The 25,979-nt window shown below is 41.8% G+C and carries 26 protein-coding genes and 1 other RNA gene; 15 read left to right on the top strand and 12 right to left on the bottom strand.

Features of this window, described 5'->3' with window-relative positions:
- Positions 1-21 precede the first annotated feature (21 nt).
- Positions 22-618 carry a tRNA(Phe) 7-((3-amino-3-carboxypropyl)-4-demethylwyosine(37)-N(4))-methyltransferase Taw3 gene (gene taw3 / locus OCC_RS06935; RefSeq protein WP_004070224.1) on the top strand — a complete coding sequence of 199 codons (597 nt, stop codon included), beginning with the start codon at positions 22-24 and terminating at the stop codon, positions 616-618.
- A 29-nt stretch (positions 619-647) separates the two neighbouring features.
- Here the strand turns inward: taw3 and OCC_RS06930 are convergent, their stop codons facing one another.
- From OCC_RS06930 to thsB, 4 genes are all read right to left on the bottom strand, one after another.
- Entirely contained in the window at positions 648-1,328 is a 681-nt protein-coding gene (locus tag OCC_RS06930) for a hypothetical protein (RefSeq protein ID WP_004070222.1), read from the bottom strand.
- On the bottom strand, positions 1,312-2,193 hold the full coding sequence (locus OCC_RS06925) for an ABC transporter ATP-binding protein (protein WP_004070220.1): 882 nt from the start codon (positions 2,191-2,193) through the stop codon (positions 1,312-1,314). The genes OCC_RS06930 and OCC_RS06925 overlap by 17 nt, the downstream gene beginning before the upstream one ends.
- A 108-nt stretch (positions 2,194-2,301) precedes the next feature.
- Positions 2,302-2,424 carry a hypothetical protein gene (locus OCC_RS12995; RefSeq protein ID WP_256957792.1) on the bottom strand — a complete coding sequence of 41 codons (123 nt, stop codon included), beginning with the start codon at positions 2,422-2,424 and terminating at the stop codon, positions 2,302-2,304.
- 467 nt (positions 2,425-2,891) lie between these two features.
- Positions 2,892-4,526: a thermosome subunit beta gene (gene thsB, locus OCC_RS06920; RefSeq protein ID WP_020953716.1), complete on the bottom strand. Its 1,635-nt coding sequence runs from the start codon at positions 4,524-4,526 to the stop codon at positions 2,892-2,894.
- Between the two features lie 153 nt (positions 4,527-4,679).
- On the opposite strand from thsB, the gene OCC_RS06915 reads away from it, so the two are divergent.
- Complete coding sequence (locus OCC_RS06915; protein WP_004070216.1) at positions 4,680-5,699, top strand: tetratricopeptide repeat protein; 1,020 nt, start codon at positions 4,680-4,682, stop codon at positions 5,697-5,699.
- Between the two features lie 64 nt (positions 5,700-5,763).
- Here OCC_RS06915 and OCC_RS06910 read toward each other — a convergent pair whose 3' ends face one another.
- From OCC_RS06910 to OCC_RS06900, 4 genes are all read right to left on the bottom strand, one after another.
- Complete coding sequence (locus tag OCC_RS06910) at positions 5,764-6,366, bottom strand: hypothetical protein (RefSeq protein ID WP_004070213.1); 603 nt, start codon at positions 6,364-6,366, stop codon at positions 5,764-5,766.
- A gap of 166 nt (positions 6,367-6,532) precedes the next feature.
- The gene (locus OCC_RS06905; protein WP_004070211.1) at positions 6,533-6,820 is read right to left on the bottom strand and encodes an elongation factor 1-beta; all 288 of its coding nucleotides are present in this window, start codon (positions 6,818-6,820) and stop codon (positions 6,533-6,535) included.
- A gap of 10 nt (positions 6,821-6,830) precedes the next feature.
- Positions 6,831-7,004, bottom strand: a complete 174-nt coding sequence (locus tag OCC_RS12270; protein ID WP_004070209.1) for a zinc finger domain-containing protein — start codon at positions 7,002-7,004, stop codon at positions 6,831-6,833.
- A 164-nt stretch (positions 7,005-7,168) separates the two neighbouring features.
- Complete coding sequence (locus tag OCC_RS06900; protein WP_148290421.1) at positions 7,169-7,432, bottom strand: hypothetical protein; 264 nt, start codon at positions 7,430-7,432, stop codon at positions 7,169-7,171.
- A 543-nt stretch (positions 7,433-7,975) separates the two neighbouring features.
- Here OCC_RS06900 and OCC_RS06890 point away from each other — a divergent pair.
- From OCC_RS06890 to OCC_RS06855, 8 genes are all read left to right on the top strand, one after another.
- The gene (locus OCC_RS06890; RefSeq protein WP_023843727.1) at positions 7,976-10,762 is read left to right on the top strand and encodes an ABC transporter substrate-binding protein; all 2,787 of its coding nucleotides are present in this window, start codon (positions 7,976-7,978) and stop codon (positions 10,760-10,762) included.
- A 238-nt stretch (positions 10,763-11,000) separates the two neighbouring features.
- The gene (locus tag OCC_RS06885; RefSeq protein ID WP_004070203.1) at positions 11,001-12,062 is read left to right on the top strand and encodes an ABC transporter permease; all 1,062 of its coding nucleotides are present in this window, start codon (positions 11,001-11,003) and stop codon (positions 12,060-12,062) included.
- Positions 12,063-12,073: 11 nt separating this feature from the next.
- A complete protein-coding gene (locus tag OCC_RS06880; protein ID WP_004070201.1) occupies positions 12,074-13,516 on the top strand; it encodes an ABC transporter permease in 1,443 nt (480 codons plus the stop codon).
- A 10-nt stretch (positions 13,517-13,526) separates the two neighbouring features.
- Positions 13,527-14,486, top strand: coding sequence for an ABC transporter ATP-binding protein (locus tag OCC_RS06875; RefSeq protein WP_004070199.1), 960 nt, complete (start codon positions 13,527-13,529; stop codon positions 14,484-14,486).
- Between the two features lie 10 nt (positions 14,487-14,496).
- Positions 14,497-15,504 (top strand): ABC transporter ATP-binding protein, encoded by a 1,008-nt coding sequence (locus tag OCC_RS06870; protein WP_004070197.1) that lies wholly within the window; start codon positions 14,497-14,499, stop codon positions 15,502-15,504.
- Between the two features lie 46 nt (positions 15,505-15,550).
- Entirely contained in the window at positions 15,551-16,033 is a 483-nt protein-coding gene (locus OCC_RS06865) for a hypothetical protein (RefSeq protein ID WP_148290420.1), read from the top strand.
- A gap of 3 nt (positions 16,034-16,036) precedes the next feature.
- Complete coding sequence (locus OCC_RS06860; RefSeq protein ID WP_004070194.1) at positions 16,037-16,801, top strand: NAD+ synthase; 765 nt, start codon at positions 16,037-16,039, stop codon at positions 16,799-16,801.
- A 12-nt stretch (positions 16,802-16,813) separates the two neighbouring features.
- On the top strand, positions 16,814-17,665 hold the full coding sequence (locus OCC_RS06855) for a DMT family transporter (protein ID WP_004070193.1): 852 nt from the start codon (positions 16,814-16,816) through the stop codon (positions 17,663-17,665).
- Here the strand turns inward: OCC_RS06855 and glnA are convergent.
- Entirely contained in the window at positions 17,656-18,978 is a 1,323-nt protein-coding gene (gene glnA, locus OCC_RS06850; RefSeq protein ID WP_004070192.1) for a type I glutamate--ammonia ligase, read from the bottom strand. The genes OCC_RS06855 and glnA overlap by 10 nt on opposite strands.
- 220 nt (positions 18,979-19,198) lie before the next feature.
- Between glnA and OCC_RS06845 the strand changes: the two genes are divergently transcribed.
- From OCC_RS06845 to rnpB, 4 genes are all read left to right on the top strand, one after another.
- Positions 19,199-19,606, top strand: a complete 408-nt coding sequence (locus OCC_RS06845; protein WP_023843726.1) for a DUF61 family protein — start codon at positions 19,199-19,201, stop codon at positions 19,604-19,606.
- Between the two features lie 16 nt (positions 19,607-19,622).
- Entirely contained in the window at positions 19,623-19,889 is a 267-nt protein-coding gene (locus tag OCC_RS06840; RefSeq protein ID WP_004070189.1) for a hypothetical protein, read from the top strand.
- 43 nt (positions 19,890-19,932) lie between these two features.
- Positions 19,933-21,612, top strand: coding sequence for a COG1361 family protein (locus OCC_RS06835; RefSeq protein ID WP_004070188.1), 1,680 nt, complete (start codon positions 19,933-19,935; stop codon positions 21,610-21,612).
- Positions 21,613-21,622: 10 nt separating this feature from the next.
- An RNA gene (rnpB, locus tag OCC_RS12180) (RNase P RNA component) lies at positions 21,623-21,946 on the top strand.
- Here rnpB and OCC_RS06830 read toward each other — a convergent pair.
- From OCC_RS06830 to priL, 3 genes are read right to left on the bottom strand one after another with little or no spacing between them, the layout of a single operon-like run.
- Positions 21,943-22,800 (bottom strand): DMT family transporter, encoded by an 858-nt coding sequence (locus OCC_RS06830; RefSeq protein ID WP_004070186.1) that lies wholly within the window; start codon positions 22,798-22,800, stop codon positions 21,943-21,945. The genes rnpB and OCC_RS06830 overlap by 4 nt on opposite strands.
- Entirely contained in the window at positions 22,797-23,831 is a 1,035-nt protein-coding gene (gene priS, locus OCC_RS06825) for a DNA primase catalytic subunit PriS (protein WP_004070183.1), read from the bottom strand. The genes OCC_RS06830 and priS overlap by 4 nt, the downstream gene beginning before the upstream one ends.
- Positions 23,815-25,011, bottom strand: coding sequence for a DNA primase large subunit PriL (gene priL, locus OCC_RS06820; protein WP_004070182.1), 1,197 nt, complete (start codon positions 25,009-25,011; stop codon positions 23,815-23,817). Before priL ends, priS begins: the two co-directional genes overlap by 17 nt.
- 204 nt (positions 25,012-25,215) lie before the next feature.
- Here priL and OCC_RS06815 point away from each other — a divergent pair, with 204 nt between their 5' ends.
- Positions 25,216-25,965, top strand: a complete 750-nt coding sequence (locus tag OCC_RS06815; RefSeq protein ID WP_004070180.1) for an ATPase domain-containing protein — start codon at positions 25,216-25,218, stop codon at positions 25,963-25,965.
- Positions 25,966-25,979 lie beyond the last annotated feature (14 nt).

The raw sequence follows: 25,979 nt of genomic DNA, 5'->3' as shown, positions 1-25,979 counted from the left end.
TCGCCTTCTTTAATTTCTCCCATGTTTTTGTATGAGAAAAATTTTGAGCTGCAGAAGGCGAAAGCCCTCGAAAACCTGAAGGTAGCTCTTGAAAAAGATCTGGTGGACAAGGACATTATCTCTCTTTTAAAGAAGATTAACTCCCTTGAAAACTACTTCACAACATCCTCCTGCTCAGGCAGGATAAGTGTTATGCAGATGCCAGATTTTGGGGACAAGCTCAATGCAGTATGGCTAGGCAAGTGGCATAGAGAAGTGGAATTGGAGGAGGTGCTTGAGGCTATAGGGAAACACAGCGAAGGCATGCTCTGGTTCATGCTTCACAGCCCGATACTCCACATTTCTGCAAAGACCCTAGAAGATGCTGTGGGATTACTCAACTTAGCTATCTCCTGCGGCTTCAAGCATTCAAACATCAAGAGCATAAGTCACAAAAAACTCGTAGTGGAGATTCGCTCAACCGAGAGAATGGACGTTCCCTTGGGCATGAATGGAGAACTCTGGGTAAGTGAGGATTATCTTAGGAAGGTAGTTGAAATTGCAAATCTTCAGCTCAGAAGAGCCAAGGAAAAGCTCAGAAAACTTGAGAATGAAATTGAAAGACTACTAAAAGCTTGAGCTTTCCAAGGGTTTTTATCGGTTATGAACTAACCTTCAAGCCCCCTGAACTTCAAGAGCAGGAACACTCCAAAAACTGCCCAGAAGATTGAGGTCAAAAACGCGCTTCCACCCTCTCCTGTCATCAATCTGGCTGCACTCACCGTCGGGAGAAGGTTCATCACTGCGGCGACCTTCTCCGGGAGAACGCTTTCGGGATAGTAGACCGGTGGGAAGACCGTTAGGGCCGTGACGGTCAAATTGGAGAGTCTCATCACGGTGAGCGGTTCCTTTATCTTGACACCCATGAAAAAGCCAATTCCAGCGCTCCAGAGCCAGAGAGAAACTATTCCAAACAAGATTCCGGGTATTGCTTCTAATCCGAGACGCCACGAGATCAGGAGTGTTAAGAGCAGAACGTAGGGAAAGGCTGGAATGCTCATTCCAATGGATATTCCAAGGGCCTTCCTCCAGTTTCCACCGGGAAGAGACATTATTATGTCGTAGAACTTCGAACGGGCCTTCATACCCACGAGCTCGATGGAGAGGTCGGCTATGCCGACGCCAGCTATGAAGCTCACGATAGCCCCAGCGAGTGCCCTGTCAAGAAACCTCCCGCCACTCACGACGTAGACGATGAAGATGAAAGAGAGCGGCTGAAGGGCAAAGCTCACCAGCGCGAACTTTCCCTTGGTCAGGGCCCTCGCGTAGTACTCAATCAGCGCTATCATCGAGACCACCGACCAGAAAGACGTCCTCTATGGTTACCTCCTCCCTCCTGAAGGGAATCCCAAGCTCCTCAAGCCTCTCGATTATTTCCCTCTCCTCCGCTTTGGAGCGCGCGTAGATGTAGGTGTTCCTCCCGGCCCTCCTCAGGAAGAAGCCCCCAAGGGAAACTCCCTCAAAAGCCACGATCTTCGATGTAAACCCGCTGAGGTAGTCCCGCGCTATCTCCTCAGGTCTGCCGTCGGCGACTATATTCCCCGCTTTGAGGAGGAGCACCCTGTCGCAGACGCTCGATATCTCGTTTAGGTAGTGGCTTGTGAGGATTATCGTTGCTTCCTCAGCCCTCTCGCGAAGGATTTCCCACAGCCTGAGTCTGTTCTGGACGTCAAGGCCAACCGTAGGCTCGTCGAGGAAGTAAAGAGGAACCTCCGCCGAGAGAACCATGGCCAGAAGGGCTCTCCTAACCATCCCTCCGGAAAGGGTAGAAAAGAGCTCGTCAGCGTAGTCTATACCAAAGGCTTCCATTGTTTCATAGGCCTTCTTAATGGCTTCTCTCTTTGGAAGACCACGCATTCGTAGGTAGTGGTAGACGTACTCCCTCGGTGTGAGCGTGTAGAAGTGGGCCCTGACGTCCTGGGGCAGGAGCGCAAATAGCTCCCTGGCTTTCTCAGGTTCTCTTCCGAAGAGCTCAACCCTTCCAGAATCGGGCTTTAACAGCCCGGTAAGGATTCTAATCAGGGTGGTCTTTCCCGCACCGTTGGGGCCGATTATCCCGACTATTCCTGGATCACTTATAGAGAATGAAATGCCATCAAGGGCGCGCTTTGAGTCAAATGATTTCGAGAGGTTTTTTACTTTGATCGGGAGCATACGTGAAGTTTAAACGAATTCATAAAAAAGTTTTTCGGAAAAGTATAAAATTCAGGGTTGATTATTATTCTCCAGAAGGCATCCAAGTAAATGCCTCAAGCTTGTCCCCTACCACAGTGGAAGGCTGACTTCTGCCCGTATTTCCCTCAAATCATAGATGACAACAAGTTTGGAGGTTCTGTTGTCTGCCAGCCAGTAGTCCATATTGAGCATTACTTCATTTTCATACAACTCCCAGGCTTGAGAACCATCAGGTTCGTGTCATTAGAGGGGTATACATGACAACCGGCCTCTTGTACTTCATCCTGCTCCCATTTTGGACATAGAGCTTGAAAGTGAGAGCAATACATGAGGATGAAGGGAAGATATGCAAACCCATGTTTCTCGTATTGGTTATCTCCCATTCACGTTAAATTCCCGAAGAACATTACAGGAGTTTTTATTTCGAGAAAATGTTTTCGATGTAGGAAAGGTCTTGGGGAAAGGAGGAAAGTAATTACTGATGTATTTGGTGTTCAGATTATATACCTTTTGTTAAGACAAATGTAACAATATCATCCGTGAGGCATAAATGATACCTCCAAAAAGTTTAGATTTTGCCTTTCATCCTGCATAATATATGCATTGACACATATCTCCTTAAGCATGTTCAGATGAAGGAATAATGATGAACTAAAAGAAGAGAAAAGGGTAAGACTTCAGAACTCAGTTTCTTCTTCTCCTGGTCCTTTTCCGCCTTCCTTCTCCTTCTCAAGCTTGCTTGCGGCAATGACGTCATCGATTCTAAGGATCATTATTGCAGCCTCGCTTGCGCTCTTTATGGCCTGCTTCTTGACTCTTAATGGCTCAATGACTCCTCTCTCGAGCATGTCAGCTGGCTCTCCAGCAAAGACGTCAACACCGATTGTTGCACCCTTGTCCTTGTGAGCTGCAGTTACTTTCACTAAGACGTCAACTGGGTCAAGTCCAGCATTTTCTGCAAGGGTTCTTGGAATTACCTTTAATGCATCGGCAAAGGCTTCAATAGCAAGCTGCTCCTTGCCGCCAACTTCTTTTGCGTATTCGTCAAGCCTGATAGCAAGTTCGATCTCTGAAGCACCGCCGCCAGCGACGATCTTTCCGTCCTCAACAATGTCCTTGACGACTTTGATGGCATCTTCAAGGGCTCTCTCGACTTCGTCGACAACGTGCTCTGTTCCACCNCTAATGAGGATTGTAACTGCCTTTGGATTCTTGCAGCCCTCAACGAACACCATGTTCTCTCCTGCAACCTTCCTCTCCTCAACGAGCTCTGCATAACCTAAGTCATCTGGTGTAAGGTCTCTTACGTTTGTGACGATCTTCGCACCTGTTGCTTTGGCGAGCTTCTCCATGTCGCTCTTCTTAACTCTTCTAACGGCTAGGATTCCTGCCTTTGCGAGGTAGTGTTGTGCTAGGTCGTCAATTCCCTTCTGGCAGAAGACAACGTTAGCCCCTGTGGCAACGATCTTGTCGACCATCTCCTTGATCATCTTCTCCTCTTGCTCAAGGAATGCCTGGAGTTGCTCTGGGCTTGTGATTCTAATCTCAGCGTCTGTTTCAGTCTCTTTAACTTCAAGTGCTTCATTGATAAGTGCGATCTTGGCGTTTTCGACCTTCTTTGGCATTCCTGGGTGGACTCTTTCCTTGTCGATAACGACACCCTTAATGAGTTGAGTGTCCCTTACGCTTCCACCTTCCTTCTTCTCAAGCTTGATGTTGTCAATGTCTACAATGTACTTGCCATCAACTTCCTCTGCAACTAGTTTTACAGCATCAACAGCAAGCTTTGCAAGGTATTCTCTCTCTTCTTCTGCCGCTTTTCCAGTTATGGCGGTTGTTGCTGCCTTCATGAGTATCTCTTCATCCATCGGGCTAACATCCTTTGCAATGCTCTCAAGTATCTCCTGAGCCTTTTCAGCTGCAAGGGTGTAACCCTTAACGATTATCGTTGGGTGGATGTTCTGGTTGAGCAATTCCTCGGCTTTTCTTAAGAGCTCACCAGCGATGACTACCGCTGTTGTGGTTCCATCTCCAGCTTCCTTGTCTTGGGTCTTTGCAACTTCGACCATCATTTTGGCAGCTGGGTGCTGGATGTCCATCTCGTCAAGAATAGTTGCACCGTCGTTTGTGATGACTATGTCACCAAGGCTGTCGACAAGCATTTTGTCCATACCCTTTGGACCAAGGGTAGTTCTTACGGTTTCAGCAACGATTCTTGCTGCAAGAATGTTCAATCTTTGGGCATCTTTTCCAACATATCTCTGGGTTCCTTCGGGAAGAATCAATATTGGCTGGCCTGCAAGTTGGGCCATCTCCACCCACCCCCGACTTTTTTATATTTTTTCATGGGGGATCTTTTAGTTACAATGTGTTTTCATTCTGATTATCCATTCCTTTGTGCTATTTATAAATTTTTCGGTCAACCTTTTTAAGCTACTCCTCAAACAACACACGGTGAAAAGGATATGGAAGAGTTTAAAAAAGCATTAGAAAGTAAGGACTGCCAAAAAGTCCTCGAGTACCTTGATGATTACCTAGAAATTATTGAAAGTGAAAAAGAGCTTAGAGATCTCCTCCAAGAACTTGAGGAGCTTGTCCTAGAATGTGAGGAAGAGGCTTATGAACTCGCTCATGAAATGGCCCACATCTATGCCCACTTAGATGAACTTGAGAAGGGACTAGAGGTTTACAAGAGGCTCGTGGAGAAGTATAAAGACCAAGGAGAAAAATACCTAGATGCCCTCTACCATCTTGCAGATGCCTATGAACATTTTGGAATGCCAGATAAAGCTATAGAGACATATGAAAAGCTTCTAGAACTTGAAAGGGAACTTGGAAATAAAAAAGAAGAAGCACTAACACTAGCACACATTGCAATAAACTATGATGAACTTGAAGAAACAGAAAAAGCAATAGAATTAATGGAAAAAGCAAGTACAATGTTTAGAGAGCTTAGCGATGAGAGAAACTATCTAGTAAGTTTGCTCGATTTAGCCCACTTTTACTACGAGCTTGGGGACTATAAACGTGCTGAAGAGCTTATCTCAGAAATCTTAAAAACTCCCAGAGATGCAGAGATTGAAATTAATGCACGGATAGTTGAAGCCGAGATAAAAGCCGCACGAGAGGACTTCAAAGGGGCATTCCAATCCCTCAAACTAGCTCTCCTAAAAGCCTTAGAAGTTGACGATGAAGAGCTTTTCAGCATTGCATTTGATGCACTGTATAATTTTATAACAGAGCTCTTCGAGGAAAAAATGTACAAAGAAGTTTATGAAAATATGGACAGTTTGGCAGATGCTTTTGAGGAAATAAATAAGGAATATGAAAAGTTCTTCAAGGCTGTAAAAGAGCTTGCAAAACTTAAAGAAGGCTTAGAGAATGAATACACTAAAGCGTATGAAAGCATAGCTATAGAAGAGTTCAAAGAGCTGCTTGATGAACTCAAGAAGATCGGAACAAGTGTCTTGAGTGTAAGACTTTAAAAATTAGAAGCAAAGGACGCCCTGTTCTGTTTTCAATTTTTCCAAAAAATCGAAAAAGAGTACTCTACGAGCTTCCGGGCACTATCATCACGCTGAACTTGAAATCAAATTTTTCAGTAAGCAGTTTTCCTGGGGATTTCGGCCATATCAGGTAAAATTTATCCCTGCCCGCTATTCTCCTGTCTTCTGAAATGCTATACACATACACCTCGATTGCAGGAATAAAAAATAAGGGTCTTGTGATGACTACATGGTTTAATTTCTTTGGACTCAAGAGTGAGTGGCTTATCCCGGTGTCGTAGACTCTATACATCCTCATAAAACCTATAGAGGGAACCCCCACTTTCTCAAAATCCTCTCTAGCAAAGTTGTATTCAGTTATTAGTGGCGAAGAAAGAATGCAAGAGGATGAATAGCAGGTTATTTTTTCATCAACTGGTGAATAAATATAGAAGTACTGGTCGAGGAGTTTAAAGCCTGAAAAAGAAGTAATTACAAAAGCCAGCAATATTAAAATTGCAAGTTGTTTTAGGTGGTAGTTACCCTTTCTTATATGGTAGTAATATTTCCAGAACCATAGGAATATTACTGTTGGTATTGTAGCATAATACAACACAAAAAATGTTCCAAAAGTCACCGGATCAGTAGCATGAGCATAATATGGCATAGCCCTATCTCCCCTGTTTAAAAAATACCACTTAAACACTTAAAAATGTATCGGAAAGCCAGGTAGAATTTTACATTTTTCTTCCGAAAGCCTCGCCGTTCACAGCGATGGGCTAGAAAGGCTGCTCAAACTTTTAAAATTTTTCTCAAAATAAAAAATAAGGTTATCAAAATCTAGAAACTGTCTCAACTTCAGCGCTTTCAACGTTTTCCACTTGAGCAAATGCTTCTGCAACTTCGTCAAAGGAATATCCTTCAGCATCTTTTCCAAGCACGTAGACTTTAAGTGCAACTAGCCCAAATGCAATTGGCTGCCTTTCAATCTTAGAGATTCCATATTTGCCCCCAAACTTCTCCTCGAGTGTCTTTCTGATTGCTGCTTCTAATTCATCGAGGTTTACATCTGGATCGGTTGGCATAACCCTAACGATTCCTACCAAATTAAAATCGCTCATTTTCTTCACCTCAAGGTCCTTCCCATCCACATTTGGGGCACGTGTAGGTTACCCCTAGGACACGACAGCTTTCACATCTCCATATAACTTCTTCCCCACAGTTTGGGCATATGAAGTGGGTAGCGTGCTCTCTTGGTGTTATCTCCTTTCCACATGATGTACACACGGGGATTGTCTCAGCCATTTCAAACCACCTCCTTAGAAATGAGGTTTTTTTGTTATCGTGACTCTTAACACAATAAAGGGGGCCCATTTATAAAACTTTCGAGAGGTCAGACCATGCGAGCCTCTTCATCTCTCTGCCGAAATCTCCCTCATCATCCCTAACAAAAATAAAAGTGGGAGAACTTATAAATCTTCCTCAAAAGCCAAAAACTGTACAAATTTCTGTTTGTATGCTAACACTTCTCTTATTTGCTTTTCATCCACATTCTCTGAGACACTGATCTGCTTGTAAAGCATTTCAAGTTCCTTTAGTGCTCTTTCAAGCTCCATCTCTTTGTCTTTACAGCTTCCATTGGAACTCTTTATCTTGGCCAAGAGTTTGCCCCTCAGAAACGGCAAAACCTCAAACGGTCGGCCCATATAGGCCCAATAAATTCCTTCCCTCAAAATTTCACCCAGAATCTCAATTTCAGAATAGTTCATTCTATTTTTTCTACCGATTGGTTTCCCACTCCCTCCTCATGGTTATCACCATTTTTAAGCGGGGTTTATTGTTGATTAAATTTTTGGTCATTTGTCTATCAAAATGCCAAATAGTTCCAAAAATAATTCATTTTTTGTCAATTTGGTGCCCAATCTTCCCGTGCTATCTGTCATCAATTCAAATAAAGTAACGGAAGAAGGAAAGTTTATGATGGTCAAACCTTGATAAAACGCTTTTCTCAGATTTCTACAGTTTTCTTCTGGGTTTTCAAATAAAATAACAGCGTAATCTCCCATGGACTTTATATAGGAGATCCATTTGCATCACAACACTGTCAAAGTATTAAATGGAGATTCTATTGGGCATCAGGGGAAATTATCTCCTTTTATCCCGAGCCTAAGTTTTACAAAAACGTAACTCTTAAATAGGTCTTCTGATGTATATCCTTATGCCATTATACACTAAGGCATGCAATATTGAAGAAAAAATGAAGGATGCCGAAATATATGAAGAGGTCTGGAATTTTGGCATTGTTGTTTGTTTTTGTTATGGCACTAAGCCCACTAGCTGCAGCACAAAAAGGCCCAGCAGCTGACGTTATTTATATAACTGCTAGAACAAACCAAGAAGCAGCAATCACAGACGTTGCAAAAGGAGACTTAGACATCTTTTTGCACTCAGTAGGTGGAGCTACCTTTAAAGATCTGCCCCAAGATATTCTAGACAAGCTTGAACTAATTAAAAGTGCAAGTGGATACTGGGAAATCACAATAAACATATATCACGACCCAGACAGTCCATATTTAGTTACAGTAGGCGAAAAGAAATACTTCAACCCATTCGCTATGAGAGAAGCTAGGTTTGCATTAAACTTCCTCATAAGCAGGCAATACTTAGTTCAGAACATTCTTCAAGGTAGTGGAGCGCCAATGTTTGGTTCGATTAGTCCAAGCACTGGTGCAAATGCGTATTTTGAACCGGTTTATAAGGCATTAGGATTAAGTGCAACTGCAGATGTTGAAAAAGCCAAGACTATCTTCGAAAACGCAATGAAAAAAGCTGCAGAGGAGCTTGCTGCCAAAGGCTACAAATTGGAACTTAAGCAGGACGAAGAAGGAAAAACTTGGTGGTACTTTGAAGGGGAACCAGTAACCGTAAAGTTCATTATCAGAATAGAAGACGAAAGAAAAGATGAGGGCCTGTATATAGCAGATCTATTAGAAAAGTACTTCAACATAAAGGTAGACAGACTCCTCTGGGATAGAAAGAAGGCTAGTGGACTTGTCTATGCAGGAGATCCAAAGAACTATGAATGGAACCTTTACACAACCGGTTGGATTTCTACAGTCAACGTTAAGTGGCCAGATGATTACACAGCATTCTTTAACGCGGCATGGTACTATGGATGGATACCATTTAATGGTCAAACTTCCCAATATCCGGAAGGAACCAAAATAACTACTGTAAAAGAGTTTATTGATTACATTGGAGGTGCAGAAAGTGCCATTGAAAACCTAAACTTAAAGTACTATAACACTCCAGAAAAACTTGCAGAGCTCTATGACTGGACAATAGAAGAGGTAACTAAGCTTCTTGTATTAAACAACCTCGAGTATAATGGAAAAGAATACGTACTTGAAGAAGGCAACCTTGACCAATACTGGGATTTACAAAAATTGTCGATGGGTCTAGCTATAATGGATTCAGTAAGAGTGTTCACATCAGAGCAGTGGGAGTACTTCACAGTTAACAAGGAGAGAGTCCAAGCAATCGCAAGAGACGTTTCTTCAGGATTATGGACAAGATGGAGCCTAATCACAGCAGAGACTCCAGACAAGGTTGTTAAAGTTGCTGAATACTCAGCTGCTGGTGCACTCTTTATGAGCGCATTCAACCCAATAGGTGGTCTTGACGACGTTTACAGCTCAGCAATCTGGAGAGTAGTGTATGACTACACAATCTACACCGACCTTGCAACTGGAACATACATCCCAGTCAGATGCGACTACAAAGTTGAGAGAGGACCAGTCACAGTACCAGATGACGCTGTAGTTTACGACACTGCCCAAGACAAGTGGGTTGCTGCCCACGCCGGTGAACAGGCAAAGGCAAAGATTACCTACGACTGTAAGTTCGGCAACTGGCATGATGGTCACCCAATGACCATGGCCGACATCAAGTACGCTGCCGCATTCAGCTGGGAGTGGGCAACCATGGACGGCGACAACGACCCATATTATGATAGCAAGATAGAAGGATCAATAGGAGAAACCCTTAAGCAAATTAAAGGTATCCAGTGGGTTGACGAAGACACCTACGTTGTTTACACTGACCTAACACACCCAGTTGCTGACGATGTAATGGCAAGCTCAAATGTCTTCTGGGCTTCACAACCATGGCAACTCCTCTATGCAGAAAGCGAACTCGTCGCCAAGGGAGAAGAATACGGCGCATCACAGAAGTACTCCTTCAGTGAGGAAGCAGAAGGTGTTGCACAGCTCGACCTTCTCGTGAAGGACCACGTTGCCGACTTGAAGAAGGTTCTTGAGGCCTTGAAGGCCAAGAATGCCGTTCCATCCGCAATTGCCGATGATGTAAGCGACCCAAGCGAAGGCTACACCAAGATAATTGACTGGATCAACAGCAAGGGACACGCTGTAATAAGCAACGGACCATTCTACATTGAGAGCTATGATCCAGATAAGATTTTCCTCGAGTTGAGGGCATTCAGAGACCCAACATACCCATTCGACCTTGACTACTGGAAGCAGAGATTAATACTCGCAAAGCTCGAACTCGCCGGACTTGAAGTCCCAACCAGAATATTCACTGGCGATGACTTGAAAGTTGCAGTTAAGGCCAACTTAGTTGAAGAGTATCCAGAGACCGGTACAAAGCCTGCTGACAAGGGATTCGTCTTTGTTGAAGTGAAGGACGAGAAGGGACAAACAGTGTTCAGCGGTGAGGCTAAGCTCGCCACCGCTGGAAACTTTGAAGTAACAATACCAGGCTCAGAAACTGCTAAGTGGGAGGCTGGAAGATACGAAGTTTACGTCAAGGGTGGACTAGAAGAGGGCGTTGTTTCATTCACTGACAAGAAGGCCTTGGTTGTCATCAAGAAAGAAGAAACAACATCACCATCACCAACATCAAGCCCAACAAGCTCCCCAAGTCCGACTTCTTCACCAAGCCCAACAAGCTCCCCAAGCCCAACAGAAACTGGAGGAATCTGCGGACCAGCAGCACTCGTAGGACTAGCACTAATCCCACTAATCCTAAGAAGAAAGAAGTGACATCCCGTCTTTAAATTTTTAATTTTTCTTCTTCTTTTTAATTGTGGAGGTCGAGAATGTCTAACTAATATAGGCATTTCATTTCGATAAGCATTTAAGCGCGTTTCTATGTCTCTGTTTGTGCTCATGAGCCTTTTACTGGACACTAAATAGAAAAATATATAAAGTTTTACAAACTTGAAAATGTTGATGAATGATAAAAAGCCTCAATGTACACATTTGAATGGAGGTGTGTAAGTTGGGATATGGAAAATACATTGCAATTAGGCTCCTCAACGCACTGTTGGTTCTTGCTTTGGTTACTTTACTGGTTTCAGTGCTCTTCACGAAAGTTGCAGAGGAGGACATCAAGTCTTCAATTCACGAGCAAATAGGACTTTATCTTAGAGGCAATCCTGAACTTGCGAGAGCACTAAGTCAAGACCCAGAAAAATATCATGAATGGTATCAAAAGGAGTATGAAAGGCGATTAAAGGCATATGGACTTGACAAACCATTTATGATTAGAGTTCTTGAAAGAACAAAAGACACTTTAATGCTCAATTTTGGCAATACAAAGTCCCCAATATTTGGTGAAACTGCAGTTAGCAAAATAATTTCAAAAGCAATCCCAAGAACCGTTATTTTGTTCACCACAGCACAGATCTTTGTTATTTTAATAGGCCTGCTCTTAGGTGTAAAAGCAGCGCAAATGGCAGGAAGCATATTAGACAGAGGGGTATCCATAGTAGCAATGGTCACAAGCAGTATCCCAATGTGGTGGTTCGGAATGATCATGATCCTAATATTCTCATTCAAAATGGGCTGGTTCCCAAGCGGTGGAATGACCTCGACACCTCCAAAAGAAGGCTTTGCATATTATCTGGACGTCCTCTACCATATGGTCCTTCCAGTGACCACAATAGTCTTCGTTCTGTTTGGTGGATGGGCCTGGACGACCAGAAACATTATGATTGGTACAATGCAGGAAGATTTCATCATGGCCGCAAGAGCAAAGGGTGTTCCTGAAAGAAAAGTCATTTACGGACACGCCCTAAGAGCATCAGCTCCACCAATAGTGACAATGACAATATTTAGCCTTCTTGGTTCAATTGGTGGTGCCATTATTACCGAGAGCGTTTTCAACTGGCCAGGAATGGGAAGATTGTACTGGACCGCTTTGCAGCAAAACGAGACTAGGCTATTAATGGGTGTAACGTTCGTTACAGTGGCATTATATTTGATAGCGATGATCATTGCAGACTTGGCTTATGGATATCTAGACCCAAGAGTCAAAGTTGGTGCATCCCAGTCAACATGAGGTGAAGAGCAATGAGATGGGTTGACGTAAAAGCGAGCTTAAAGGATTTCTGGTTTGAATTTAGAAGACAAAAAGGTGGGTTATTCGGACTAGCATTGCTATTCCTGTTGATATTCACCGCTCTTGCAGCTCCATACATAACCGAGCCAGACATCCCCAAGAAGTGGACACAGTATTGGGAAGGAAATCCCGTAACAGTGCCCCCAGTTTGGTATAACTACTTCACAACCAAAAAACTGGCTCCCCACGAAGTTTTAACGGCAAATGACCTCAGGATAACCGCTGATGGACAAGACATCGGCGGAGGAATGAAGTACTATAGTTTTGAATTCACCTACGAGAACAATTACGATGTACCCCCATCAGATATCATAATAAGAAACATTGGAGTTAAGTTAGCAGACCTAACTACTCCTGCTCAAATCGTCGTTACAATGATAAGACCTGACGGAAACAAGATAGAACTCCTTAACACTGAGCTAAGAGAGGGCTCCATATATCAATTAGCAAAAGATGGGAAAGTTAAAGCCGCGGTATTCCAATGGGCATCTCAATTTGAAAACCCTGAAACGATCGCAGAAGGTGGAGAAACTCTAAAGAACACGATGGACACCATGAAAGTGATATTTGCCAAAGCCCAAGAGGGCATTCTAACAAACCCCGAAGCTCTTAAGGGAACATATACCTTCCAAGTGGAAATCTTTACATTCACAGAAGGAGATCAAGTAGATTTAAGCACCACACAGATCATCCTCTCAGGAAGAACTTATGGGTTAATGGGAACCGATTATAAGGCTAGAGATCTCTGGGCAGGCCTCGTGTGGGGAACAAGAGTATCCCTCACGGTAGGTGTTACAGTAGCAGTTCTTACGGTCCTTATAGGTATCTTCTATGGAGTTACAAGTGCCTATCTCGGCGGATGGAAAGATGAGTTTATGCAGAGAGTTAACGAATTCTGGGCTTCAATACCAACACTACCAATACTTATCCTCCTCGGCGCTGCGTTTAAGGGACACGTAAGCCTCTGGACAATAGTCTTTCTAATGGTTGCATTCTACTGGACAGGAATTGCGAAAGTTGCCAGAAGTATGGCACTACAGATTAAAGAGCAAACTTATGTGGAAGCCGCAATTGCTCTCGGTGCCGGTACTGGAAGAATTATCTTCAAACACATAATGCCCCAGATTATGCCATATGCATTTGCAGCAATGGCTCTTAACGTTCCCGGTGCAGTTTTAACTGAAGCATCACTTAGCTTCCTTGGATTAGGTGATCCAACTGCAGTTACATGGGGACAAATACTCTACGATGCCCAGACCCAGAGTGCTACAATTAACGGGTACTGGTGGTGGGTTATTCCACCAGGACTAGCAATTACATTAGTAGCATTCACCTTCGTGTTGATTGGTATCTCACTCGATAGAGTACTTAACCCAAGACTGAAGAGACTGTGAGGTGGATAAAATGGCCAAGAATGTACTTGAAGTTAAGGACCTTAAAATGTACTACTTCACTTCAAGAGGACCTGTGAGAGCAGTCGACAACATCACGTTTGAGCTCAAAAAGGGTGAAGTTTTAGGCCTAGCAGGGGAAAGTGGATGTGGAAAGTCATCACTGGGCTTTACGTTAATGGGAATGCCTACTCCCCCTGGAAAGATCATTGGAGGAAGCATAAAAATCGATGGCAGAGAGATCGTTGGATTGCCTGAAGAGGTTCTCAGGAGAGAGATTAGATGGCAGAAAATCTCAATGATATTCCAGGGTGCCATGAACGCCCTAAACCCCGTTTACACTGTCGGATACCAAATGATAGAACCATTGATATATCACAAAGGTATGACAAAGGAAGAAGCCTTGGATAGAGCTATGAGATACCTAGAGCTAGTTGGACTTGCCCCAGAGATAGTTTATAGATATCCACACGAGCTCAGTGGTGGAATGAAGCAGAGAGTCGTTATTGCTACTGCACTGCTCCTCGAACCAGAAGTCGTCATTGCGGATGAACCAACGACAGCTTTGGACGTGGTTGTCCAAGCTCAGATCATAAACCTCATGAAGAAGCTGAAAAAAGAACTGGGTCTATCGATGATATTCATCACACACGATTTGAGCATTCTTGCAGAGATAAGTGATAGAGTAGCAATAATGTATGCAGGAAAAATAGTAGAAATTGGAGACAGCGAGAAGATATACTACGAGCCAGCTCACCCATACACTCAAAAACTCCTAGCTGCAATCCCAAGGTTACATGAGGACGTCGAGAGGCTCGAGTTTATACCCGGACAACCACCCAACCTAATACACCCACCCAGTGGATGTCGCTTCCACCCAAGATGTCCATACGCAATGCAACAATGTAAGGAACAAATCCCAGAACTGAAAGAGATTGAGAAAGATCACTATGCTGCATGCTGGTTGTTGTGAGGGATGAAAAATGGCGGAACCTGTATTAAGGGTTGAGAACCTCAAGAAGTACTTCCCAATTAAGAGAGGCCTACTAGCAGGACTTAGAGGAGAGCCCCCTAGGTTCGTCAGAGCGGTGGATGGCGTTAGCTTTGAGGTTTATAAGCAAGAAGTCTTTGCACTGGTAGGAGAGAGCGGATGTGGAAAAACTACCACTGGAAAACTAGTAATGAAGCTATTAGAACCCACAGACGGAAAAATTTATCTTGAAGGGCAGGATGTAACAGAACTCAAAACTCAAGAGGAGATTAAGGCATATAGAAGAAAAGTCCAGATGGTCTTTCAGGATCCATTCTCCTCAATGAACCCAAGATTCAGAATATACGATGTATTAGAAGAACCACTCTTGATTCATGGAATTGGTGAGACAAAAGCAGAAAGAGAAGAACTTATTTACAAGGCACTTGAGATGGTTAAAATCGTTCCACCTGAGGACTACGTGGGCAGACATCCACACATGCTCTCTGGAGGACAAAGACAGAGAGTAGCTATTGCAAGAGCTTTGATACTTAACCCAACGTTCATAGTGGCAGATGAGCCAGTCTCGATGCTTGACGTCTCAATTAGAGCAGAAGTCCTTGAATTGATGAAAGAGCTCAAAGAAAAGATGGGTGTTACATACCTCTACATCACTCACGATCTATCAACAGCCAGATACTTTGCCGACCACATTGCGGTCATGTACCTAGGAAGAATTGTTGAGATGGGGCCTGCAAAAGTGGTAATCGACAATCCAATACACCCCTATACAAGAGCATTACTTGCAGCAGTGCCAGAGCCAATACCAGAGAGAAGAAACATAATCAAGGAGGTACCAATTAAAGGTGAAGTTCCAAACGCTGCAAATATCCCACCAGGCTGTAGGTTCCATCCAAGATGTCTCTACATGGAGAAAGGACTCTGTGATGTCAAACACCCGCAATTAGTGGAATACGAGCACAACCACTGGGTAGAATGCTGGCTAGCTGGAAAAATTTAATCTGTTCTTACCTCAATCTTTATATTTTTGTTTCTGAAAATGCCTTGTGGGTGATGTGATGGTAACTTTTAAAGACGCACTTAGATATCCCCTAATAAAAGCAGGGCTACTTTTTCTATTCTTAGCCATAATACTCGCTTTCATCTCTATGTATGGAGTCCCAAAGAGTGGTAATTGGCATGGAAACTTACAACAGGGCCAGCATTTAATCGGAGATTCCCAATTTGAAAAAGAGTATTTCATAAACAATAGAACCCTCACGTTGTATTCCCAAAACGCATCGGTGATCATTGTTCATGGGAACAAAGTTGATGCATATAGGCTAAACAATAATTCTGTAACGTTAAATCCTCTTTCTCAGCCACAGATAAATGTAGAGAGCGGAAATGTTTCTTATGTGTACGATGTGGAAGGGGTTCAATATCCTTATTCTCCTTTAGCATGGGTAGCTTTTATCTCAATGCTGGTGGGAAGTGCTCTAAGTCTTATAGGATACGTAAGGTTCATGGAAGACTTAAAGGGAGGTTAGAGAATGAGAGAGCTGAATTTTGAAGACGTTATTAATAGGCTTGTCTCATTTATAAAAGAGAAGACAGAAGAAGCGAAAGCTAAGGGAGTGGTAATTGGGATTAGTGGTGGTGTAGACAGTGCAACTGTAGCTCACCTTGCAACAAAGGCACTTGGAAAAGAAAATGTACTAGGCCTTATAATGCCCTATTACATGAACCAAGACGTTGAAGATGCTTTGCTAGTATGCAAAAAACTCGGAATTGAGCATAAACTCATCAGCATAAAAGAAATCGTAGATGCGTTTGAAAAAAGCATTGGCTTTGAGCTTGACAAAGTTTCCAAAGGTAATTTAATGGCAAGAACCAGAATGATACTTTTGTACGCCCATGCAAACTCAAGAAACTACCTTGTTTTAGGAACTTCCAATAAAAGCGAATTTCTGACAGGATACTTTACAAAGTGGGGAGATGGAGCTAGTGACTATGCCCCTTTAATCAACCTATACAAAACAGAAGTTTGGGAAATTGCCAAAAGGCTTGGCGTCCCAGAGAGAATAATAACCAAAAAACCAAGTGCCGGTCTATGGGAAGGACAAAGCGATGAGGATGAACTTGGAATTAGCTACAAACTTTTAGATGAAATCCTTTATAGATTGGTAGATTTAAAAATGGAAAAGAACAAAATTGCCGAAGAACTAAATGTTCCAATGGAGAAAGTTGAGTATGTTGAATATCTGATCAAAAAAAGCGAGCACAAAAGGAGACTTCCCGTGGGACCAAAAATCTAACGGTGAAATGCATTGAAAAAAGGGTACATACTAGTCTTTTTAGCTGCGAGTATGTGGGGAACTCTTGGGATTTTCGCTAAATTGCTCTATGGCTTAGGATTAGATCCCTTTACAATAACATTCTATAGGGCATCAATAGCGTTTGCCCTTCTCTTTGTTTATAATCTCTCCAAAGGCCTTCAGGTTAAAAAGCATAGATTGCCTTTTTATGCGTTTTATGGTTTTTTTGCAGTGTTCTTGTTTTACATATTGTATTTCTACACTGTTAAAATTTCATCAGTGTCTTTGGCAGTCCTTCTACTGTATTCCGCCCCGGTTTATTCCACGATACTGGGATATTTCATCTTTGGTGAAAAAATCACTTCCATAAAGCTCGCAGCACTTGTAATGGCAATAATAGGAGTTCTCCTAGTTGTTAATCCCAACGGGGGGAGTGTGAGTAAGCTAGCTATAGTACTAGGACTTCTCTCCGGACTTACATACGCTCTCTATGGAATTTTGGCAAAATTTGCCGTAAAAAATGAAAAACCAGAAGAAGCCCTTCTTTACACAATAGGTTTTGGAGCACTTTTCTTAGCGCCGTTCTCAAATTTTGAAATCCCTATCTCTTCTTTGCCATGCCTTTTTGGACTAGCATTCTTTCCAACATTTTTGGCATACATTTTATACAACACTGCACTTAAAGAGATAGAAGTCAGCAGAGCATCAATAATAGCCACAGTAGAACCGGTAGTCGCTTTAATCCTTGCTTACATCCTATTCCACGAAATCCTAACTCCTAAACAAGTGACTGGAGCCATATTAATAATTTTAGGTTCTCTCATGCTCCATATAGAAGAAAGAAATGAGAAAGATCAAACATAGAAGTAGCGCTCAAGTTCCCATTCTGTAACCTTTATTGTCCTTCTGTTAATCCCGTTCTTTTCTAAGTATCTCTGATAGGCCTCCCATTCCTTTGTTTTGTATTCCATGAAGTTGTGATAAGCCTTTCCAAGGACATCTCTAATTACTTTGTCCCTCTTTAGTTCTCCGAGGGCTTCTTCCAAAGTAGTAGGCAAAACATCTATTCCTAGAGACCACCTTTCTTTTTCTCCCATCTCATATACGTTCTCTTCCACATAAGCAAACGGTTCGATTTTATGCTTTATTCCATCAATACCAGCCATTAAAATAACTGCAAACGCAAGGTACGGATTTGCACTTGGGTCAGGACAGCGGTATTCTATCCTTGCCCCATTGCCCACATACGCAGGAACCCTTATTAGAGCACTCCTGTTTTTGTATCCCCAAGAGATGTATACCGGAGCCTCATATCCAGGCACAAGACGTTTGTATGAGTTAACAGTGGGATTAGTTACTGCCGTTAAAGCTTTTGCGTGCTTTAAAACGCCTCCAATGAAGTAAAGAGCATCGTCACTTAATCCTTTTTCTCCCCTGAAGATGTTCTCCCCTTCTTTCCAAAGACTTATGTGAAGATGCATCCCATTGCCAGGCTTGCCAAAAAGGGGTTTTGGCATAAACGTAGCGTAGAGACCATAGCTTTCCGCAACTGCTTTAACCAAATACTTGAACCTGACTATATTGTCGGCAGTTGTTAACGCATCTGCAAAGCGAAAATCTATTTCATGCTGCCCCGGGCCAACTTCATGGTGCAGAACTTCGGGGATTAACTTGAACGCGGGCATATAATGGGCTATGACTCTCTTCATTTCCCTCGCTTTGTCCAGATTAACAAGATCGAAATATCCTCCCCCATCAGGAAGCTTGAGCTCCCATGAGCCGTTCTTTTCAAAGAGGTAAAATTCTGGTTCGGGGCCTATATAAGCTGTTATCCCCATCTTTTTCAGTTCTTCCACGACCGAGTTCAGGATTCTCCTGGGATCAGCATGGTATGGCTTACCATCTTTGTATATATACCCAAATACTTTTGCAATTCCTTCCCACGGAACTTCAACATAAGTAGTTGGATCTGCTTTGAAAAGGAGGTCACTGTCCTCTATTCCCTGAAATCCTGGAATTGAAGAGCCATCAAAGGATATTCCATCAGTAACTGCTTCTTCATATCTTCCAATTGGAACCTCCATCCCCTTTGGAACTCCGTTTATGTCAACGAAAATTAGCTGTAAGAATTTAGGTTTGTTTGAATCATGCTTGATAATGGATTTAATTTCGTTCATTTTTGTCTCACCTTTTTGATGATATTTTCAGTATTAAACACGCAAATCTATACAATGTTTATAATATAAGTTTTTCTACTGAACTATTGGCAAAATGTCAAATGATCATAGTTGTATCACATATATGTCTAAAAATGCTGTGTTAAATGAAGAATTTGACTTATTATTGTCAAAAACATCCAAAGAAAGTTTTTTATTCTCCCCCAAAAAGAATATCAACATGCCTAAAGAAGACGAGATAATCCAAAAAGAACTCTCACGGTTAAATTTCCACTTACCCAAAAGCAGAAAGAGCCTCAAAACTCTTCTCGAAGAAGACGAGCCTAAAGTACAGCTTAGAGACGGCCAGTTCCATTTTTTTAAGAAAGACGAATTAAAGTATCTTAGCACTTTACTTGATAGCAACGAATACAAGTCTCTTTATCTCCCTATAATACTTGAGATTACTCCAACGTGGCACGGCTACTTTAGGGTTAGAGGAAAAACTGCAGTCAAAGTTATTGAGAAAATACTCGGAACGTATGATCTCTTGGAGGAAAAAAGTGAAGTAGTACTCCCTCGTTATTTTATTCCAGAAATTCGAAAAAAGTTACCTACAACAACAACCTACGCGTTTATAGTAGAGTAAGTCGGGAGGGATAAAAATGGATGACAACAAAATTCTGCTCCATTATTACCTGTTCACGATCCCCCAAATAACAGTTTTCGCCGGAGCAATACTGGGTATCCTTCTCATTTTACACGTTGATATGAAGAAAGCACTCGGAATATTTGCTACTTTTTATGGGGTTTTACTTATTATAATAGCTGCGCTAGTTAGAAACCAGTTTTCAAAGTTGCCGTTATACCGAATAAGTCTGTTGTTTTTTACAATATTCACACTCTTAGGCATCTTATTGCTTATAATGTGAAACTTTATATTTATCGAATTACAAATTATCTAGGGGAAGAGTTATGAAGAAGCTCATCGCAGCAATCACAATATTATTAATGTTCTCTTCCTTAGTGTCTTCCCAATACCTGTTTTTCTCAACACTGGAAGGCAATATCATTGTAGTCTCAGGGGACTATAGGGAAGGAACCCTTACTATTGTGAACAGTGTAGACAAGGACTTCCAAGTAGTAAGTTATAGGAGATACTACGCAGTCGATGAAAACAATAGAGAGGTTTCCGGAATTAAACTTGAAATCTACAAATCTACAGGAGAACTCGTATCTCCCGGAGTTCTATATACATATTGGAAAGCTGGAGAAACAAGGACTTTAAGATACAAGATCTATGTCAATGAAAGTGTAAAACCAGGGAAATATACCCTCTTCATAGTACTTTGGGGATTTTCAGGATCAGGGGAGATAAGCATTATCACGGTTCCCATTTCACTTGAGGTTACGGATACCCCACTGATATTTAAAGAAACTGTTGTGCAAATAAAAGGTCGCGGTGCCTTAACTTTTCACGTATTAAATGGAGAAACATTGGAAATACACTCTACAGTTTACAACCTCAAAAATTCCCCTGTGTTTGTAAAAGGAAGTGTATACCTAGAAAGGGATGGGAATCAGTATCTTAAAAAAGACATAGCGGTAAACTTAACTCCGGGAGAAAACTTAGTTCAGGCAAACATTTCAATTCCATATGAATTTCCTTCTGGCCACTACAAGCTGATATATACCCTTACGTATTCAAAAGGAACATATTTGTTCTCAAAAGATTTCTACATATCCTTTGGAGTTGATCTAGTAGAAATTTCCCTAGAAAAAACCCAAATAATGGAAGATGAGTCCAATACTGTGTATTTTACGATATTATCCGAGAGAGTTATTCCAGTAAATCTCAGCATTGAAGTGTATGAAGCCAACAATGAGCATATATACAACCAAACCAAGGAGATCACACTTAATAAAGGAAGTAATATTGCGAAAATACACCTACCTCCGCTATCTCCAGGTAACAAGAAAATAATAGGGAAGGTGTCTTTTGGAAGAATGGAACTCGATCAGGCTTCCTCCAGCTACGATATATTGGCATACCCAAAGATTGAGAAGGTCTCCTACCAAAAGCTTTCTCTAGCTCCAGATAAAGGACAGGTTAAGTTTTTAGTAGAAATCAGTAACAAAAACCCCCACGAGATAAAGGGAATCCTATCCTACAGCTTTTTTGGCACTAACGGTACGATATTAAAAGGCTCCAGAGATCTTGTATTACTTCCAGGGGACAATGAGGTAGAATTTACTGTAGAAGTCCCTCTGGGAGAGATAGGATACGAAATTTCTCTGGAAAGTAGGGGGAAAGAGCAGAAGGTTAATGGAAAATTAAAACTGGAGCTTCCAAGTCCTACAACTACCTCTTCAACTCAAAGCTCTTCTTCATTAACAAGCTCTTCCACCAGCTCCATTCCCCCCAAAGAAACTTCAACAAAATACTATGTTATTGCAATAGCATTGCTTATACTGCTTTTCCTGCTTCTGTTTGGTTACTACTCAAAATCCAAAAAGCCAAGGAGAAAAAGAGAGCGACCCAAACCAAAGAGGAAATCTCCATTAGGTAAGTTCAGGAAACCAAAAAGCCGGAGATTAAAGAGTATCGGGAGTTACCCAAAAAATGACCAAATCTTTATAATTTCTTTTCTTTAATTTTAACACGGTGAGGGGGCTGGGGCCCTCGGGTATTTGACCCGAGGAAGTTCCGCCCACCGCACCGGGGCCGCGGTGCCGCAAGGCACCTCCCGGAAGGGAGGGCAACGGCGCAGAAACGACACGTCCCTCGGGAAATGTGGATGAAAGCGGTGAAGGCTCCCGGCGACGGGAGCTGAGTTAACCCGCAGACAATCCCGAGGGGAGCGGTGAAACGGCCGTCCCGCGGGGTGCAAGGCCGAGATAGGGGCTATGAGTTCCCGGTGTGAGCCCCGTGGTAGGCCGCTCAGTCGAATGCCCCATTAATACAGAAGGCGGGCTATAGCCCCCTCACCTCATTTTTAAATCCAAAATAGAAGCCATCAAAATTAGGGTTCCTCCGATTATTGTTCTTGCAGTGGGCACTTCTCCAAGAATTAGCAGTGCATAGACAACTGCACTCAAAGGATCGATATAGCTCAAAAGAGCCGCTTCATTTGCTTCCACTTCCTTAAGACCATCCATGTAAATTAGGAGAGCATATGCAGTATGAACTATCGCAATAATTCCAACAACAGATAAGGAGTAAGTAGAGACCTTTAATCCATCAAAAAACCCTACTAATGGAAAAAGAACTAACATAGCAAAAAAGAGCTGAAAAAACGTTAAATATGAGCTTTCGATGTCCCTTAAGTATCTGCCTAAGATAGTTACACCGGCATAAAACAAAGCTCCTAAAAACGCAAAAATTATTCCCAGAAAATCTTTGCTTTTAAGGGAAATCTCCCCCTGTGTTCCTATTATAAACGCTCCTAGAAAGGCTATTAAAATAAGAGCTACTCTTTCTATTGTTATCTCCTCTTTAAGAAATGTTGTGGATAGTATAACAACTATTACTGGAGCTAAATAGTAAATGAGTGTTGCTTTTGCAATGTCCGTGTACAAAACAGCCGAAAAGAAAAACACCCAGTTTAATCCAAGCACAGCTCCTAATAGAAATACCAAATGCACTTTGGGTTTTATTTTTGAGAACGCTTTTTTGATCCATCTAGAGTCATTAAGAGTATAGAAAAACAAAAAGATAAAGCTACCTAAAAGCACCCTATAAAACGCCAATTTTAAGCCGTTTAGATTTGAATACCTAGCAAAAATTCCCACACTTCCCCATATAGCCATAGAGACTATTATTTTAACCCGTCCGGAGATCATAAATTGTCCTCCATACTCTCCTTCCATGTCTTGTACGCTTCTTTGACTTCTTTTTCTCTAAACTTAGGAACGGCATTTTTAAAGGGATCAAAGGACTCTAGATCTTTCTCACGATTCCCTATATATGTGGCAATGAGACCTACCTTTGAATGAAGAGAAGAAGGCAAACGAAGAATTCTCTTTACGTCAACAGTCACCCTCCCATCAAAATATGCTTTTGAAAATGTTGTAGATAAACTAAACAATCTTAAAAGGGTCTTGTATCCAACTCCCTGCGGAAAGGCTGTCAATAGGGCTTTTCTTGCAAAATTCTCATAAATCTCATCCCTGTTCTCCATTATCATGCTGATTTGTTTCTTATTCAGACCAATGTTCCTCAAGTGATACTCAGAGATTCTCTTAATAAAATAACCAAATCTCAATCTAAAGACCCTATAATAGCCCGAAGACAACAGTATTTTTCTTTCTTGAATATCTTCGAAAGTAATTTCTTCAGCGCTGGAAATATAACTCAAAATTCTTTCTCTAGCTTTTGAATCTAATTCAAGAGCCCAATCATCTAAAACCCTAATATGGTAGCCTCTCCCAGAATAAACAACATGGATGTTCTCAAATCCAAAGTCTTCTCTTAGAATAACAAGGGTATCTCTAGCTAATTCCTTGGCATCTTCAAGACATATCGGGCATACTGTTCCCGCCTCATGACTACACATCTTCAAGGGGAGATCCTTTGCATCTATGTCAAAAACCAATTCCGCCCCGAGCCAGCCACTCATATTTTTTGGATCACTATACAGCGCCACGCTAGAATAGATTGAATAGGGAGCCGTAATTTTTACATAATCTTCCAGGTCTTTAACATCTTGAAATACATTTTTTCTGTCATTGGGACCTTCACCGGTATGATCGAATCCAAACTCCCTACTTTCCAAGGTATCCAAAATAAACTTTGGGATCTTCTTTGAGTCCCATTCTTTTGAATAGTATCTTACCCTCTCCTCCTTGCTGACTTCCCTAAATAGAGTGCTCATTATCTTCACCTTCACTCTTTTTCTTACTCAAATACAGCTTCCTGAGATAGTAAGTCAATGGATTTTTGATGTACCTGCAGTCTTTATCTGGCTTGCAGAGCTGAGGAGCACTAGAGCGTATTTTTTCACAATTAGGGGGGAAGTACCATGTTGAATTTCCACTGTCCTCTAAACTCGGCTCCAGTGTATAACCAAAACCTAGGTGATACCATATGTTCTTAATCTCATTTGGCTGATCCTGAAAGAGGGGCGGCTTACATCTATTGCCTGCCTGAATTATCAAGGGCAAAATTTCTTCCTTTATTACCTTTAGATCCTTAACGCAGTCTTTCACTTTAACGTCCCTCTTAGGAGGATTAGGACATATCCTAGCATAGCTCAAGAAAGAAGTCAGCAATACAGTTATAGCGTAGTTCCTCAATCCGCTTGGAACTCCCCCTAGGGCTATCTTAACACATGGAGGAAAGAAATCAAAACGCAAAGGCTGAGCGGTGGTGCTGAATTTCTCAACCCTCTCTTTAAAGTATTCCCGAGCAAGCTCACTTAGCCTAGAATAAAGTTCCACGTAATAGTGAGGCAACTCTTCTCTAATATCATAAAGAATGTTAACAGCTTTTTCAAGGTTTTTCTCAAAGCTCTTCTTCCACAGCTCAATCACTTGCGCTTTATTTAAATACACATACCCGTTTCTTATGTAAAAATCTTTAAGAGACCCTTCATTTAAGGAAAGAAATTCTTTTAGAGGTATTTTGTACTTGAGGATTATTTTATCCTTTTCTTCGGGGGGCAATTCTTCATGGAGGGTCTTCTCAATTATTGTCTTATCCCTCTTTGGAATTTCATTTTCTGATGGTTTTTCTAAGGGAAGTGCGAGCTCCTCAAAGTTCTCTGATAATGCTATCTTCCTCAGATATATCTTTAAGTTCGCCTCTTTAACCAGTTCCATCTCCACCCCATAGGGAGAAAATGCCAAAGCGCCTAAAAGAGCATAAAAGCTTATCAAATCCTTCCAATCATTCAAAGTCAGCAGATAATCTGGGATTCTACCGGTATTCACCCACCTAACCCTTTCTAGAGCCAGTTCCATGTCCAGATAGTTGGGAATAATCTCAAGTAGCTCGTTAATGGTATCAAATTCATTCAACAACTCTTGGGCTCGTCTCCCAAATGGATCTAACATTGGCTCACCTTTTAGAATACTGCCCATTTCACAATAAAACTCTTTTGTTGGTAAATCATCGTAAAGGTTTATCAACTTGTTAGAAATTTTACAACGTCACAAGCATAGTCGGACATGAATATCCAAAAACCTTATATTTTAAAGGGTGGTAACTTTAATAGACGAATAGAGAGTGTGAAGTATGCTAATAAAGGGTGATTCATTATGGTAGATGATTTTTCCAAGAGAAGGGTAAAGAGTGGAATCCCGGGATTTGATGATCTAATTGGAGGGGGGTTCCCCGAGGAATCAACAGTCCTTATCACAGGTAGCACCGGAACCGGAAAAACTACTTTTGTAGCTCAATATATATACAAAGGCGCAGAAGAACATGGGGAGCCGGGAGTTTTGGTAACTTTAGAAGAGAGAGCAAAGGATATCAGGAGAGAAATGGCACAGTTTGGATGGAACTTTAAAAAATACGAAAAGGAAGGACTAATAGCAATTGTGGATGGTGTTAGCGCAATTTCTGGAATACCTTCCGAAGAGAGATTCGTTTTGGAAGATAGAATTAATGTGGATAACTTTTTGAGGTACATATATCGGGTTGTTAAGGCAATAAACGCGAAGAGACTTGCTATCGATTCTATTCCTTCCATAGCCTTCAGACTTCAGAACGAGGGAGACATTAGGGGAGTTCTTCTAAAGTTAAACACAATTCTTCTCGAAATGGGCGTCACAACGCTCCTCACTACAGAGGCACCAGATCCAAAAGCTGGAAGAATAAGCAGGTATGGAATAGAAGAGTATATCTCAAGAGGTGTTGTTATTCTCGACCTCCAAGAAAAAAATATAGAGCTTAAACGTTATCTTCTAATCAGAAAAATGAGAGGAACTAAGCACTCTATGAGAAAGTATCCTTTTGAGATAACTGATCGTGGAGTTGTCGTATATCCTAGTGGTGAAATTTATTGAAAAGGAGGGGCCAC

The sequence above is a fragment of the Thermococcus litoralis DSM 5473 genome (assembly GCF_000246985.2).
Taxonomy (GTDB): Archaea; Methanobacteriota_B; Thermococci; order Thermococcales; family Thermococcaceae; genus Thermococcus_A; species Thermococcus_A litoralis.
Note: the sequence above shows the minus strand (reverse complement) of the source record. Positions and strands in the feature narration are given on the sequence as shown.